Origin of the sequence: Pseudoalteromonas sp. 1CM17D (assembly GCF_023161805.1) — a bacterium.
GTDB lineage: Bacteria > Pseudomonadota > Gammaproteobacteria > Enterobacterales > Alteromonadaceae > Pseudoalteromonas > Pseudoalteromonas atlantica.
Genome location: NZ_JALNTP010000003.1, coordinates 260,443 through 273,898 on the forward strand (window position 1 = coordinate 260,443; position 13,456 = coordinate 273,898).

12 protein-coding genes are annotated in these 13,456 nt (G+C 39.6%); 7 read left to right on the plus strand and 5 right to left on the minus strand.

Going from position 1 to position 13,456, the window contains the following annotated elements; translation table 11 throughout:
- Positions 1-100 precede the first annotated feature (100 nt).
- Positions 101-415: a GIY-YIG nuclease family protein gene (locus tag MSC25_RS07690; RefSeq protein WP_248443064.1), complete on the plus strand. Its 315-nt coding sequence runs from the start codon at positions 101-103 to the stop codon at positions 413-415.
- Here MSC25_RS07690 and MSC25_RS07695 read toward each other — a convergent pair.
- The 3 genes from MSC25_RS07695 to ilvC all read right to left on the minus strand — a co-directional run bounded on the left by MSC25_RS07695 (position 401) and on the right by ilvC (position 5,215).
- Positions 401-1,579: a tetratricopeptide repeat protein gene (locus tag MSC25_RS07695; protein ID WP_121637161.1), complete on the minus strand. Its 1,179-nt coding sequence runs from the start codon at positions 1,577-1,579 to the stop codon at positions 401-403. The genes MSC25_RS07690 and MSC25_RS07695 overlap by 15 nt on opposite strands.
- A gap of 79 nt (positions 1,580-1,658) precedes the next feature.
- Positions 1,659-3,578, minus strand: coding sequence for a methyl-accepting chemotaxis protein (locus MSC25_RS07700; RefSeq protein WP_024031820.1), 1,920 nt, complete (start codon positions 3,576-3,578; stop codon positions 1,659-1,661).
- Between the two features lie 164 nt (positions 3,579-3,742).
- Entirely contained in the window at positions 3,743-5,215 is a 1,473-nt protein-coding gene (gene ilvC, locus MSC25_RS07705) for a ketol-acid reductoisomerase (RefSeq protein ID WP_248443067.1), read from the minus strand.
- 139 nt (positions 5,216-5,354) lie between these two features.
- On the opposite strand from ilvC, the gene ilvY reads away from it, so the two are divergent.
- The 6 genes from ilvY (at position 5,355) to MSC25_RS07735 (ending at position 10,762) form a co-directional block, all read left to right on the plus strand.
- On the plus strand, positions 5,355-6,260 hold the full coding sequence (gene ilvY, locus MSC25_RS07710) for an HTH-type transcriptional activator IlvY (protein ID WP_138577508.1): 906 nt from the start codon (positions 5,355-5,357) through the stop codon (positions 6,258-6,260).
- A 121-nt stretch (positions 6,261-6,381) separates the two neighbouring features.
- Complete coding sequence (locus MSC25_RS07715; protein ID WP_004587362.1) at positions 6,382-7,428, plus strand: GGDEF domain-containing protein; 1,047 nt, start codon at positions 6,382-6,384, stop codon at positions 7,426-7,428.
- A 164-nt stretch (positions 7,429-7,592) separates the two neighbouring features.
- Positions 7,593-8,402, plus strand: a complete 810-nt coding sequence (locus MSC25_RS07720) for a MipA/OmpV family protein (RefSeq protein ID WP_054982656.1) — start codon at positions 7,593-7,595, stop codon at positions 8,400-8,402.
- A gap of 1 nt (position 8,403) precedes the next feature.
- A complete protein-coding gene (locus MSC25_RS07725; RefSeq protein ID WP_004587360.1) occupies positions 8,404-8,784 on the plus strand; it encodes a DUF3019 domain-containing protein in 381 nt (126 codons plus the stop codon).
- Positions 8,785-8,798: 14 nt separating this feature from the next.
- Positions 8,799-9,491: a response regulator transcription factor gene (locus MSC25_RS07730; RefSeq protein ID WP_024031826.1), complete on the plus strand. Its 693-nt coding sequence runs from the start codon at positions 8,799-8,801 to the stop codon at positions 9,489-9,491.
- Positions 9,492-9,514: 23 nt separating this feature from the next.
- Entirely contained in the window at positions 9,515-10,762 is a 1,248-nt protein-coding gene (locus MSC25_RS07735; RefSeq protein WP_248443070.1) for an ATP-binding protein, read from the plus strand.
- A gap of 313 nt (positions 10,763-11,075) precedes the next feature.
- Here MSC25_RS07735 and MSC25_RS07740 read toward each other — a convergent pair whose 3' ends face one another.
- Both MSC25_RS07740 and MSC25_RS07745 read right to left on the minus strand, forming a co-directional pair.
- A complete protein-coding gene (locus MSC25_RS07740; protein ID WP_004587357.1) occupies positions 11,076-11,297 on the minus strand; it encodes a DUF3820 family protein in 222 nt (73 codons plus the stop codon).
- Positions 11,298-11,702: 405 nt separating this feature from the next.
- On the minus strand, positions 11,703-13,277 hold the full coding sequence (locus tag MSC25_RS07745) for a cation:proton antiporter family protein (RefSeq protein ID WP_248443072.1): 1,575 nt from the start codon (positions 13,275-13,277) through the stop codon (positions 11,703-11,705).
- Between the last annotated feature and the right edge of the window lie 179 nt (positions 13,278-13,456).

Genomic DNA, 13,456 nt, shown 5'->3' on the forward strand with positions numbered 1-13,456 from the left:
TGTGATCCTTATTTTTTATAATCTGCATGATACCGATTAGTCACTGAAGGTAAAACCCTTTTAAGAAATTGTTTTTAGTTACGAGGGTTAGGGCAACGTTTTGACCACAAACACACAAAAAAGTTTAAGTATAAATATAAGCAAAGCACACAAAGTACCCTCAACGTGGTATTTGTATATAGTGCAAACGCGTTTAGGCCACTGGTATACAGGTATAACAACCAATGTTGATAAGCGCTTAGCCACGCATCAAGCGGGTAAAGGCGCAAAAAACTTAAAAGGCAAAGGCCCTTTAGTTTTAATTCATCAACAAAAGGTGGGCTCAAAAAGCGAAGCCAGCAAGTTAGAGTGGCAAATTAAAAAATTAAGTAGGGCCCAAAAAGAGCACTACGTACAACAGCTAGTGACTAAGTGAAGCTGTGGCATTTTTTAATGCTTTTAATTTATTACGATAGCGGGCTTTGTCATAGTTAAATTCGGCGTTTATACCCGCTAAACGCATATAATGTGTTGCCTGCTTTATATTGCCGGTAAAATAATATGCTCGCGCAAGGCCAAAGTGGCTTTCGTGTAACTTAGCGTCAATTTTATAAGCGCTTTTAAAATGCTTAATCGCTTGAGAGTAATTTTTAAGTACCAGTTCACTATTACCCAATGATATATGGTAATACGGGTTAGCTTGGCGCTTTTTATTGAGCTGTTTTAGCATTTGCTGACCTTGTTTAGCGCGGTTACTTAAGGTGTACAGCACAGCGAGATTACCTATGGCAGTATGGTTATTTTTATCAAGCAATAATGCATAGTTATATGCCTGTTCAGCTTCTTTTAAATAATTAAGCTGCCTAAATACAATACCTAAATTTCCCCAGCCACCACTGTATAATGGGGCGGCTTCAACGGCGGCACTAAAGTAGCTATAAGCTAAATTATAATTTTTATTTACTAAAGCTTGAGCGCCTTTATTGTTATAAAACATAGCCGTAACAAACTCTTTGCTTATTGGGCTGGTTTTAAAGCGTTGTTTTCTTATATTCGGGTCGAAGTCTATGGTTAACTGTTTATCACGTTGATAAACCATTGTGGCTGGTATTGTTTGCATAAGCGCATTGTCAATTGATAAATTAATATGCCCTGTCAGTAAATTAACCCCTTTATTCATTGCCCAATATTCAGGAATATGAACCTTTTGAAAGCGCGCTTTTATACCTAAATAATCGGCTAAGCTATACGCTAATATCGATAACGACAGGCAATTAGCATTTAAATTAGCGTAGGTTTGCGATGCACTCAATGTGGCGCCACTTTGATAGGTTAATGAGTTATCGCCGTTTTTTAATAAAAAACTTAAAATACTGTTCGCTAAGTAATGCGCGCTGCGCTTACTGGTTAAGTGGGCATCAAGTTGGGAAGTGATTGTTTTGTCGAGCTTAAATATGTCTTGCTCGGTTTCGACGTTAATACGGTTAAATGTTGGATGGTTTGCTAGGGCAAGCGGCGGTGGTTCACGCACCGTAGTATTACATGCGCTTAAATATAAGCAACTACTTAGTAATAATGCGTTAAAACAAGATATGTTCATAAACCACCTCCAACATATTACATCTATAAGTGTAGATGCAATATGCGCAGGTGGTTTATTAAAGTGTTACAAAACGTGTTTAGTGGTGTTTTTCAAAGGTGGCTACGAGTGCATCAAGCGCTTGAGCGCTATTTGCTAAATCGCGAATTGCTTGCTCGGTGTTTATTTGCTCATTCATAGCACGGTCACTAATTTCACTTATTTGCTCAATATTACGTCCTACATCAGCAACCACGTTACTTTGCTGCTCAGTTGCGGTGGCAATTAAGGTAGCCATGTCGTTTATTTGATTTGCTGTTTCGCTTATCGCATCAAGTAATTCAACAGAGCTTTGCATTGCGCCTACGCTTTGTTGGGCTTTTTGCTTAGATTGACTAATATCGTTTACTACATCTTCAGAAATAGTGGTTAGCTCTTCAATCATTGACTGAATTTCGGTGGTTGATTGCGAGGTACGATTAGCAAGCGCGCGTACTTCATCGGCCACCACTGCAAAGCCTCTACCATGCTCACCAGCCCGAGCCGATTCGATGGCTGCGTTTAAGGCTAGTAAATTAGTTTGCTCTGAAATGCCGCGAATAGAGTCAACAATACTCGCTATATCAATTGTTTTTTTAGAAAGCAGTGTTACTTGCTCGGTAATGCCGTCAATGTCAGTGGCAAGCGCTGAAATTGTAGCTTGGCTTTGCAGTACTTGCTGATGGCTTTGGCTGGTGTTTTCTTGACTGCTTTGCGTTAACTTAGCTGCATTAGCCGCACTTTGTGCTATTTCTTGTACAGTTGCGCCCATTTCGTTAATGGCTGCAGCAACCGAAATGGTTTGCTCTTTTTGATTATCAATAGACTGCGAGTTGTTTTTTGCTTGTTCAAATACATGATTAGAACTTTGGCGTATTTCTGTACTTTCGTTGGCGACTTGCTTGATGGCAGTTTCAATTTTATGAATAAATTGGTTAAAGCCATGGCTTAAATTGTTTAGCTCTGGCTGATTAGACTCTGGCAAACGGTACGCTAAATTAGCATCGCCTGACCCTAAACGTGAGAACAGCTCGGCCATATCCGAAAGCGGTGACGCTAAAGAACGTGCTAACAAGTAACTTAGCATGCTAGCAACGAGGGCTATCACTAGCGTAAAGGTAAATATTTGCCACTCCAATGTACCTACAGTCGCAAACACCTCACTTTTAGGTACTTGGGCTAATACGTATAAGTCGGTATTAGCTATCGGCATGGCTGCTAAAAATGTGGCTTCGTTATTAAGTGATAATTCTGTAATTGCAAAACCTGAAGGGTTATACAAAGTACTATGAACATTACTGCCATAAAGTGTGTCTATGTTTACTTTAGCCACTTTATTTGCATCTTTATGTAACTGAATTAAGCCGCTTTTATCTGCTATAAATACAAAGCCTGTTTGCTCAATTTTAAATTGTTGTAATAGCTTTTGCATGTCGGTGATGCTTTTTGCAAGCCCCGCTAATCCAAGCCCATTTGTTTGTTGATGATTTACAAACATTTTTACATCAGTCGGGGATTCTTGATAAATACTGATTGAGTACGGATTATTTGAGTTGGTAAAGCCAAAAAACCACCCATCAGCCGCGTCGTTTTTAAGCACGCGTAAAAATCCGTGTTGGTTCCAATATTGTGCTGTATCACGGTTAGCCCACGACGCCGTTGCTAAATCAAACTGCTTTGCTACGCGGTTTAATTCTTTAAGCAGTAGTGTGTCGTCTTGGTTATTTGAGCGCGCCCACTCTAAGATAAATTCATTTGATGATAGTTGCTGAGCAGCACCTAGTAGTTCGTTTATTTCGCCACCAATTTGATTACTAATACTGTGTAATTTGCTGGGTAGCTCAGATTCAATCATACGTCGTTCTATAATATCTTCAGAGCTATATAAAGACGTTAAACCAATTAATGCAGCGACACAGATTGCAATGGTACTGCCTAAAATGGTGATTTTTTGAGTGATAGTTAGGTTTTTTATCGTCATATTATTTAACTTTACAACTAGGTAGATAGCCATGTTAGCACATTATTAATTAAGCGCTAATTATTGCAATATATCTAAAAGGGTATACTCGCTTTTTATTATTACTAGCACGAAAAAGCCCACAGCGTATGCATGTGGGCTTGGTTTCTAACAAGCGAAACTAGTTATACAATTTTCTTCATAGCTGACATGTAGCCGCGTAGTCTAGCGCCAACAATTTCAACAGGGTGCTCACGTAGTGCAGTGTTAATTTGAATCAATGTTTGGTTATCTACTTGGTTACTTTGCTCATTTAAGCCTTTACCAATAACATCGGTGTCGATGTTTTTCATAAAATCGGCCAATAATGGTAAACACGCATGGTTGTATAAGTAACAGCCGTATTCTGCAGTATCAGAAATAGTACGGTTCATTTCGAATAACTTTTTACGTGCTATTGTGTTGGCAATTAACGGTGTTTCGTGTAAAGACTCATAATAAGCCGACTCGTCAATAATGCCCGCTGCAGTCATGGTTTCAAATGCAAGCTCAACGCCCGCTTTAACCATAGCAACCATTAAAATACCGTTATCGAAAAACTCTTGCTCAGAGATTTCTACATCACCAGCAGGGGTTTTTTCAAAGTTAGTTTCGGCAGTTTCTGCACGCCATTTTAGTAAGTTTGCATCGTCGTTTGCCCAATCTTCCATCATTACGCGTGAGAAAGTACCGTCGATAATGTCATCTTGGTGCTTGTTATAAAGCGGACGCATAATAACTTTAAGTTCTTCGCTTAGTTCAAACGCTTTTACTTTTGCAGGGTTTGATAAACGGTCAAGCATGTTAGTAACGCCGCCGTATTTAAGGGCTTCGGTAATTACTTCCCAGCCGTATTGAATTAGTTTTGATGCGTAACCCGCATCAATGCCTTTTTCAATCATTTTATCAAAACATAAAATTGAACCGGTTTGTAACATGCCACAAAGAATTGTTTGCTCGCCCATTAAGTCTGATTTAACTTCAGCGATAAATGATGACTTAAGTACACCGGCACGATGACCACCGGTACCCGCAGCGTAGGCTTTAGCTTGTGCTAAACCGTGACCTTGTGGGTCGTTTTCTGGGTGAACAGCAATAAGAGTAGGTACACCAAAGCCGCGTTTGTATTCTTCGCGAACTTCAGAGCCAGGACACTTAGGAGCAACCATGATTACCGTAATGTCTTTACGAATTTGCATGCCTTCTTCAACAATATTAAACCCGTGCGAGTAAGCAAGTGTAGAGCCTTGTTTCATTAAAGGCATAATGGCAGTTACAACGGCCGTATGTTGCTTATCAGGTGTTAGGTTTAATACTACGTCAGCGCTCGGAATTAGCTCTTCGTACGTGCCTACAGTAAAACCGTTTTCAGATGCATTTAGGTATGACTGACGACGCTCATCAATTGCTGATTGACGTAACGTGTATGATACATCTAGGCCTGAGTCACGTAAGTTTAAACCTTGGTTAAGACCTTGTGCGCCACAGCCAACAATAACCAGCTTTTTACCTTTAAGTGCATCAACACCATCGGTAAATTCACTTGGGTCCATAAATTCACATTGCGCTAATTGAGCTAACTGCTCGCGTAAAGGTAAGGTATTAAAATAATTCGCCATGTTAGTGTCCTATAATTCGTGTTTGTTAGATGCAAAGCGTATTTGCTTTGCTTAAACACACCATAAAAAAAAACTTTGCTTGCGTAAAATGATATATTTGCACTAAAGTATTTCAAAAAATGAAACGTAGAGGCGTGTAATGGATCATAAGCATTTAAATTACTTTTTAGCGTTAGCTAAAACGCTCCATTTTGCCCGTGCGAGCGAGCTGTGCCATATAAGTGCACCTACATTAAGTCGCAATATTAAGCAGCTTGAAGATGAGGTCGGCGTTGCTTTATTTATACGCGATAACCGAAGTGTAAAATTAACTAAAGAAGGGGAGTCGTTTATTGATTACGCCACCTCTACACTGGCTAATTGGCAGCGCTTTAAAGCGAATGTGAAAGACCCAACCCAGCATATTTACGGTAATGTGAGTATTTATTGCTCAGTTACCGCCTCGTATAGTTTTTTGCATCAAATATTAGAACAACTCCGCGCGCAGCATCAGCATATAGAAATAACGCTAAATACCGGCGATCCGGCGTTGGCAATAAACCGAGTACTGGATGCCCATGAATCAATGGCTATTGCTGCACGGCCAAGTAAACTGCCTGCCCAAATTGCTTTTGTTAATATAGGCCACTCTCCACTGGTTCTTATTGGCCCTAAAATTCAATGCCCGATCAGCGAAAAAATAGCGAAAAACGCCCCACATATCGATTGGTCAGAACTGGAGTTTATTGTACCTGAGCAAGGTTTTTCTAGGCAGCGGTTAGAGCAGTGGTGGCGGAAAAATAATGTGCATGGAAAAATTTATGCACAAGTAGCAGGGCACGAAGCAATGGTGTCTATGGTGAGCCTAGGATTAGGTGTCGCCATGGTTCCCAAAATAGTGCTAGATAATAGTCCGCTACAAGACAAGGTACACGTACTGCCCAGTGAAAATCACCAGCCAGAAGGGTTTGATATTGGTTTGGCGGTGCTAAAAAAAGAGCTTAACGACCCTGCAATCAGTGCATTATGGAATATTGCACAAACTTTAGGCGCAAATGTTATTTAAGCTTTTAACGATTAATATAATTCAGTAAATAGTATGATTAGCAGTTGCGTATGAGTTTACTATTACTTAACATGAAAGCTTAATAATAAAAAATAATGACGCACGAGAGTTTATAATAATTATGGATCATGCTGTATCGCTCGCTCATTCTGCTCAATGTTTAAAAAAAGCAATTCCTCTGATGGTAAAGTACCGAATGCCGGTAACGCCTATCAATTACGCTATTTGGTATTGCTATGTGCAAGGCAGTAAGCCAGCATTAAATGCTGAGCTTGATCACGTCATTGCTGAGCAACAAACATGTACTCAAAATAAAGCAAAAGAAATTTTTGATAAGCATTTAAGCGAAGATGACTTAGTGTTTTTTCAAGAAATGGCTGATCGCTTCCATGGCACTATGGAGCAAGTACAGCATGATATAAGCGTTACCCTCGATCATTCTAAAAGCTTTACCACGTCGTTGGTAGATTCTCAAAATGAGTTGGCAAGTTTAGCTAATGTAAATTCGTTTAACGAAATACTCGGTTGTGTTGAACGCTTAACTGACGAGTCGGTGGCTATGCAAGACTATGCGCGAGAATTTCAAACTAAGCTTGCGGTAGCCTATAACGAAATTAAAGATTTAAAAGAAGCACTTAACCTTTCTCAAGAAGCAGCCGATACAGACCCCCTGACAGGCTTTTTTAATAGAAGAAAGTTTGATGATGATATTCAGCAGTTTTGTCAAACCTATTCAGAGCAAGCTGACGAGAGCGTATTGGCGGTACTAATCATGTTTGATATTGATCACTTTAAACGTTTTAACGACGATTTTGGTCATCAAAAAGGCGATGAAGTACTTAAATTAGTAGCCAAAAAAGTTTCACAAAATATTTCCGATAGCCTGAATGTTTACCGCTATGGTGGTGAGGAGTTTTGTATTACCGGGTATTTTGACAGCATCAACGAGATTATGGTGTTTGCTGATAAAATTCGTTTAGATATTGCCTCATTAACTATCCGTAAAAAAGACGATGTAAATTCTAAACGTGCAATTTCTGCAAGTTTTGGGCTCGCTATTTTACGTCCATTCACGAAAGGTTCGGTACTTATTGAGCGCGCCGACCGAGCTTTATATATAGCTAAAACACATGGTCGCAACCGTATTGAAATAGCCCCTGACATTTAAATGTGATACGCATGTATAAAAATTGTGAATGATTGTAACCAGGTGGCGCACATTTGTGCTTACCTTGCTAGTATGGGTCACTTACTTATTTACTCATTTAGATTAGGTTAATGCGGCTCAATACTTTTATTTACATTTTTTGCTTTGTGGTGTGTCTTGTTTGCGTGCCTAGCACAGCTTCGCAGGCCTATAACGAACAAGAGTATGCGCAGCAACATATTACTGTTAAAAAGTGGCATGTAAATCTAAGTGTCGGCGCGGGTGTTATTACCAACCCTCTGCATGGCGGAAAAAACGTCCCGCTCCCTGTGATCCCACGCATTGCTTTTTATGGCGAGCGTTGGTTTTTCGATAATGGTCGCCTTGGCTACACACTTAAAGAAAATCAAAAGCATCATTTTAATATCGTTTCAGAACTTAACGCAGAGTCACGTTTTTTTATTGATTGGCACCCTAATAACCTCTTTGTTTTACCAGCAACCGCAGGTGCTTCTGCATTAGCGCAAAATAATCCCCAGCCTAAAAAAATAAATATCGATAATATTGATAATCGCCATTTAGCCCTAGATGCTGGGGGCAGCTATCATTATGTGCAGCAAAATCATGTACTATCGATACAGTTATTACACGATATAAGTAATGTTTATAACGGTACTCGAGGCGCTATACAATGGCAGTACCACAGTGAAGTAGGGCGTTTAAAGTTAAAACCAACGCTTGGGGTTAACTATAAATCAGCTGAATTAAACAGCTACTATTATGGTTTAAAAGCACACGAAACCTCATTAGGTAAAATTGACGTTGGTAGTAGCTGGCAACCTTATGCTAAAATCGACGCCAGTTGGCCATTGAGTGAGGCTAACAGTCTTCGTTTTCATGTAGCATATTACGACTATTCAGCTATGGATGGCAGTCCGCTTTTTGAACGTAACTATTCAATGACTGCTTTTATAGGATTCGATCATACTTTTTAATATGAAGTATTTAATGTTGATTGTGCTTACAGTTTTTCTGTTTAGCCCTCCCGTTGTAGCGCAAAATGCGTCTTTAAAGGTCTCTCCCAAAGTGTGTGTTGTGTCTGAGCAGCAAGCGTTTTGCGATCTTGATTTAAAGTTTAATTGGCAGCAACCATCGCCAAGCGATGCATGCCTGTACCAACAAAACAAACTGATTAAATGCTGGCAACAGCAGGCTGTTGGTGTGTTTGAGTATAAAGCGCGTGTTCAGGTAGAGACCATATACTCCTTAATCAATCCTCATACCGGTGTGTTAATTGCTAAAACACACGTTGAAGTGCAAAGTGCTGATGCTAAAAAAAGTAGGCGCAGGCTTCGCTCTCCATGGAGCTATTTTTAATTTAGGAGCAACTCATGCCAAAAATTTTACTTGTTGAAGATGACCTAGGTTTACAACAACTAACAAAAGATTATCTTGAACATAATGGCTTAGAAGTAGACGTATTAAGCCGTGGTGATGAAGTATTTAGTTATCTTGAGAATAACGCTGCTGATTTAATGATTTTAGATATTATGTTGCCAGGTAAAGATGGCTTTAGCGTATGTCGACAAGTACGTGATAAGTTTTCGTTGCCAATTTTAATGCTTACTGCAAAAGGTGAAGACTTTGACCAGGTGATTGGCTTAGAGCTTGGCGCAGATGATTATGTGGTAAAACCTGCAGAACCGCGTGTTTTACTGGCGCGTGTAAATGCATTACTGCGTCGCGGGCAACCCGTGGTTAAGGCCGCAGAAGAGATTCAGTTTGGTGATTTAGTCATTGATAAAACTAGCCGAATTGTTAAATTAAACGAAAACGAAATAGTACTTACATCCCATGAGTTTGAGCTACTATGGCTACTTGCCTCAAATGCAGGCGAAGTACTAAGCCGTGAACATGTTCATCAACATATGATTGGTCGTCAATACGACGGGCTTGACCGTACCGTTGATGTACGCGTGTCACGAATTCGCAAAAAGCTAGGTGATAACAGCGATAAACCTTACCGTATAAAAACCGTGTGGGGGCAAGGTTACTTGTTTGTATCAGACGCCTGGGAAAAATAATATATGAAGGTAAATAAGGAATAATGGGCAAACTATTTATAAGTTTATATGTTTATATCATTGTTTCTTTATTTATTGTTAGTGGTGTTATAGAACAAATTTGGCCTTACGAAGAGACGCAGCAGCAAGTGCTGTTAGATGATGAGTTTGGCCAAGCACTTTGGTTATTATCGCAAACCGATGATGGGCTAGATAAGCTAAAACACAGCTTTGAAAGCCAAGTTATTGCCCGCAAAGATCTTATTTTACCCCTTAAGCAGCAAGCCTCATTAGATAAAAATCATTACCTGTATCTGTATGATAAAAAGCAGCGCATAGTGTGGTATGTTGAGCTTGGTGATAACAAACTACTTCAAATTGGTCCTGTAGGCGTTATAAAAGCACCTGAAAGCTCTGTTATCCCGTATTTAATGTTACTGGCTATTGTAGGGTTACCTGTGGGGCTGTGGAGCTTTTTACTATGGCGTGATTTTTCTAAATTAAGCCATGCGTGCGAAGCGGTAGATGGCTCGCAAGACTTTAGCTTAAGCAGTCCTTCTAAATCGTTTTTTTTACCCGTTACTGATACTCTAAAAGTAATGCAGCAGCGCATAGAGCATCTTCTTAGTGCGCAACAAGAACTGACCTCCTCTGTATCTCATGAATTTAGAACGCCCCTTGCACGGTTAAAATTTGGTATAGCCATGTTAGAAGAAACACTGCAATCGGAAAAAGGGCAACATTACCTAACTAATATGCAGGCAGATATAAGCGAACTTGAAGCGCTTGTGTGTGAAATGCTTGAATATGCTCGGCTTGATTCGCAGCAACCAAGCTTAGCTAGAAGCGACGTTGATTTGGCTGCCTTAACACAATCGGTCATTAATAAGCTAAATTTTGCAAGCGGCATAGAGTTTAATGCGGTGTTACCACAGGCTTTAGTGTACAAGTGTGATGCGCACTTTATTGCGCGTGTAATGCAAAACCTAGTGGGCAATGCGTTAAAGTACGCTGTTAGTCGTGTTGATGTCACACTCAAAGCGCAGGGTGATGCAATTTACTTTATTGTGGAAGATGACGGAGAAGGTATTTTAAAAAGCGACAGAGAAAGCGTATTTAAACCTTTTACTCGTTTAGATAAAAGCCGTGATAAAAGCACAGGGGGCTTTGGTTTAGGCTTAGCCATAGTGGCAAAAATTGTATCTTGGCATAAAGGGCACTATGCAATAACAGACTCACAGCTTGGTGGGGCAAAGTTTATAGTTACCTTACCTAATACCTATCCTCAATAATACTTAATCATTTTGTAGGGCCAAATGTGCCGCTACCTACGTTAAAAAACTCCCATTTACGAGTGCATAAATGCAGAAGGTAGAGCAATGCAGGAGCACTTGCCGAGAACAACTAAATAGCGAATTTTTTGCTTAGCTATCCACACGTTTTTCCATCCTCAAAATAGATCACTTTATTATGCGGATTGGTATAAAAGCAATTCACCTAAAAACGCCAGGCATAAAAAAAGCGCCTAAGGCGCTTTTTGTGGTTAAAAACCAAAATCAACAAGTAGCAAAATAGTAGACCCGGCTACGTGGAAAAAGTTCTCAATTATTTTTCATTTTTTTTTAGTAGGGGCATCAGCATTTGCTCAAGCCCGTTTAATTTAACCTCGTACATCATTGCAAGCTGCGCTCCGAGTTTACTTTCTGGAAACCCTTGCTGTTTAAACCACACTAGGTAGGGCTCTGGCAAAAGCAATAAGGGTCTGCCTGCGTATTTTCCAAAGGGCATAATTGTATTAATGGCGAGCTTGAGTTCGGCTGTATCCATAATAAGTCAGTAATTGATAAAACGTATAATAGTAATACTACTGCTTATTAATAATAAACGCATTAAATAGTGGCTGGGTAAGCGGGCAAGTAAACAGAAATAAAATAGGCTGTGACGGGCAAGAAACAGCCTATTGAACGAGGGAGTAGGCCCTCTGATTGAATAAATTTGTGTTGATAAATAAATGCTTACCTTGCATTAATTAGCTGGAGTCTAATTATGTGACACAGGTGCGAAGGCGTTTATTTAAACAACACCGGTAGTTTATCTGTTTTTTTTACAGGTAGAGAGAAGTAATGTAAAGGAATGTAAATAAAATGAGTTTTTAAACTAAAACTAATAAAAAAGCCTTATTAAAAACAAGGCGTTTTCATTTGGTTGTTTTTATTATTTAGTATAAAAGTGCTATTTTTCGAATAGCTCTTGCTTTACGTGCTCGGCAAAACCACTTCCTGCTTCTAAATAAAAGTTATAGGTCGAGTTTACGCCCATTTGTTCAAGCTCTTTTTGTTGATCAGGGTAATTGGCGATAGCTGTTACTTGGCCGTTATAGCCTGAGGCTTGTAATTGCTCTAGTGCAAAAATATTTTGCATATGCTTTGGCATAGCTAACATGACCATTTCAACATGAGAGTGGTTAACGCGCTGCCAAAAGTCAGGGTCGGTGGCATCGGCAAGGAGTACCTTTCTATTGCGTTTAATATGTTTTTCTACCACCTCTGGTTTTATATCAATGCCCGCCACTACATTAGGGTGAGTCGCATTTATTGTTTCGTAGGCACCTGTACCTATGCGTCCCATACCAAATATAACGATTTTAGTGTCGTTTAGATTAACGGGTAGCTCTTCAGCTAAGCGGGTTTTGCTTTCGAATTTTAATAACCAGCGCTCAATTTTTACGTATAACTCGTTTGAGCGTTTATTAAGAGGCGATGCAATAACAAAGGTAATAGACACTGCAATAGCCATTACCGCCAGCCACTCTGAGGTGATCATGCCTGTAGAGGCTGCCACAGCACACACAATAAGGCCAAACTCACTAAAATTAGCAAGGCTAAATGCAGTGAGTAACGAGGTGCGTGCTCTGAGCTTAAAGGTATTCGTAAACACATAATAAAGTAAGGTTTTAACTGGCAGCACAAATATAAGGATTAACGCTACAATTAATGAATTAGCTGTAAGCTCTGCGTTTAAACCAATACTTAAGAAAAAACCGACCAGCAAAATATCTTTTAAATTAAGCAGAGATTTTGAAAGCTCTCCCGCCTTTTTATGTGGCGCAAACATCATCCCCATAATGAGCGCGCCTAAATCGCCCTTTAAACCTGCAAAATCAAAAGCGTTATAACCGGCTACCAACGCAAAGAAAAAGCCAAATAACGGCAATAGCTCACCATGTTTAGAGCGGTTAAGCACTGCATACATAATCGGGCGCACTAAAGGGAGTGCAATAATTAAAGCAAGAGCCCACATATTAGGTACTTTGCCAGTGCTAATGGCTAAAAATATAACCGCAAAAATATCCTGCATAACTAAAATGCCAATGGCTATTTTACCGTGTAGGCTTGCCATTTCACCGCGCTCTTCAAGTACTTTTACCGCAAATACAGTGCTTGAAAAGCTTAGCGCAAACCCAACTAATAAAGCACTTTGCCAGCTTAAATCAACAAACATAGGCACAGCAAAAATACCTAGCAGTAACATAAAGCCACTAAATAATGCACTGCTAAAAATAATGTGTAGGGTAGCGGGCGCCCATACTTGGGGCTTGATTAAGCTGTTTACTTTAAGTTTTAAGCCAATACTAAATAAAAGAAGTGTTACACCCAGTGCCGCAATGGTATCGAGTAGTTCGGTGCTTTTATAGCCAGATAAATTTAATGCAAAACCGGCAAGTAAAAAGCCAATAAGGGGAGGAAGTTTTAATTGATAAACACCAAAGCCACAAACAAACGCGGCGGCAAAATAGATTAGTTCCATAATTCTTAATATCACTTCATTTGGGATTGCAGTGTAGCGAAAATTTTATACCATTGAAAATAAAAATAGCCCTAAAAATGAGCGCGTTTAATCAATTACTTGCCCAGCTACGTATAAAAAATGCACATTAAACACGTATTTAATCGTAAATAGCATGTAAATAACATTTTTTCACTGAC

Excerpts from the sequence above, each read along its gene's own strand:
- MSC25_RS07715 (WP_004587362.1), top strand. The coding sequence starts at position 6,382 with ATGGATCATGCTGTATCGCTCGCTCATTCTGCTCAATGTTTAAAAAAA.
- MSC25_RS07740 (WP_004587357.1), bottom strand. The coding sequence starts at position 11,297 with ATGGATACAGCCGAACTCAAGCTCGCCATTAATACAATTATGCCCTTT.
- MSC25_RS07725 (WP_004587360.1), top strand. The coding sequence starts at position 8,404 with ATGAAGTATTTAATGTTGATTGTGCTTACAGTTTTTCTGTTTAGCCCT.
- MSC25_RS07695 (WP_121637161.1), bottom strand. The coding sequence starts at position 1,579 with ATGAACATATCTTGTTTTAACGCATTATTACTAAGTAGTTGCTTATAT.
- MSC25_RS07745 (WP_248443072.1), bottom strand. The coding sequence starts at position 13,277 with ATGGAACTAATCTATTTTGCCGCCGCGTTTGTTTGTGGCTTTGGTGTT.
- MSC25_RS07730 (WP_024031826.1), top strand. The coding sequence starts at position 8,799 with ATGCCAAAAATTTTACTTGTTGAAGATGACCTAGGTTTACAACAACTA.
- MSC25_RS07700 (WP_024031820.1), bottom strand. The coding sequence starts at position 3,578 with ATGACGATAAAAAACCTAACTATCACTCAAAAAATCACCATTTTAGGC.
- MSC25_RS07735 (WP_248443070.1), top strand. The coding sequence starts at position 9,515 with ATGGGCAAACTATTTATAAGTTTATATGTTTATATCATTGTTTCTTTA.
- ilvC (WP_248443067.1), bottom strand. The coding sequence starts at position 5,215 with ATGGCGAATTATTTTAATACCTTACCTTTACGCGAGCAGTTAGCTCAA.
- ilvY (WP_138577508.1), top strand. The coding sequence starts at position 5,355 with ATGGATCATAAGCATTTAAATTACTTTTTAGCGTTAGCTAAAACGCTC.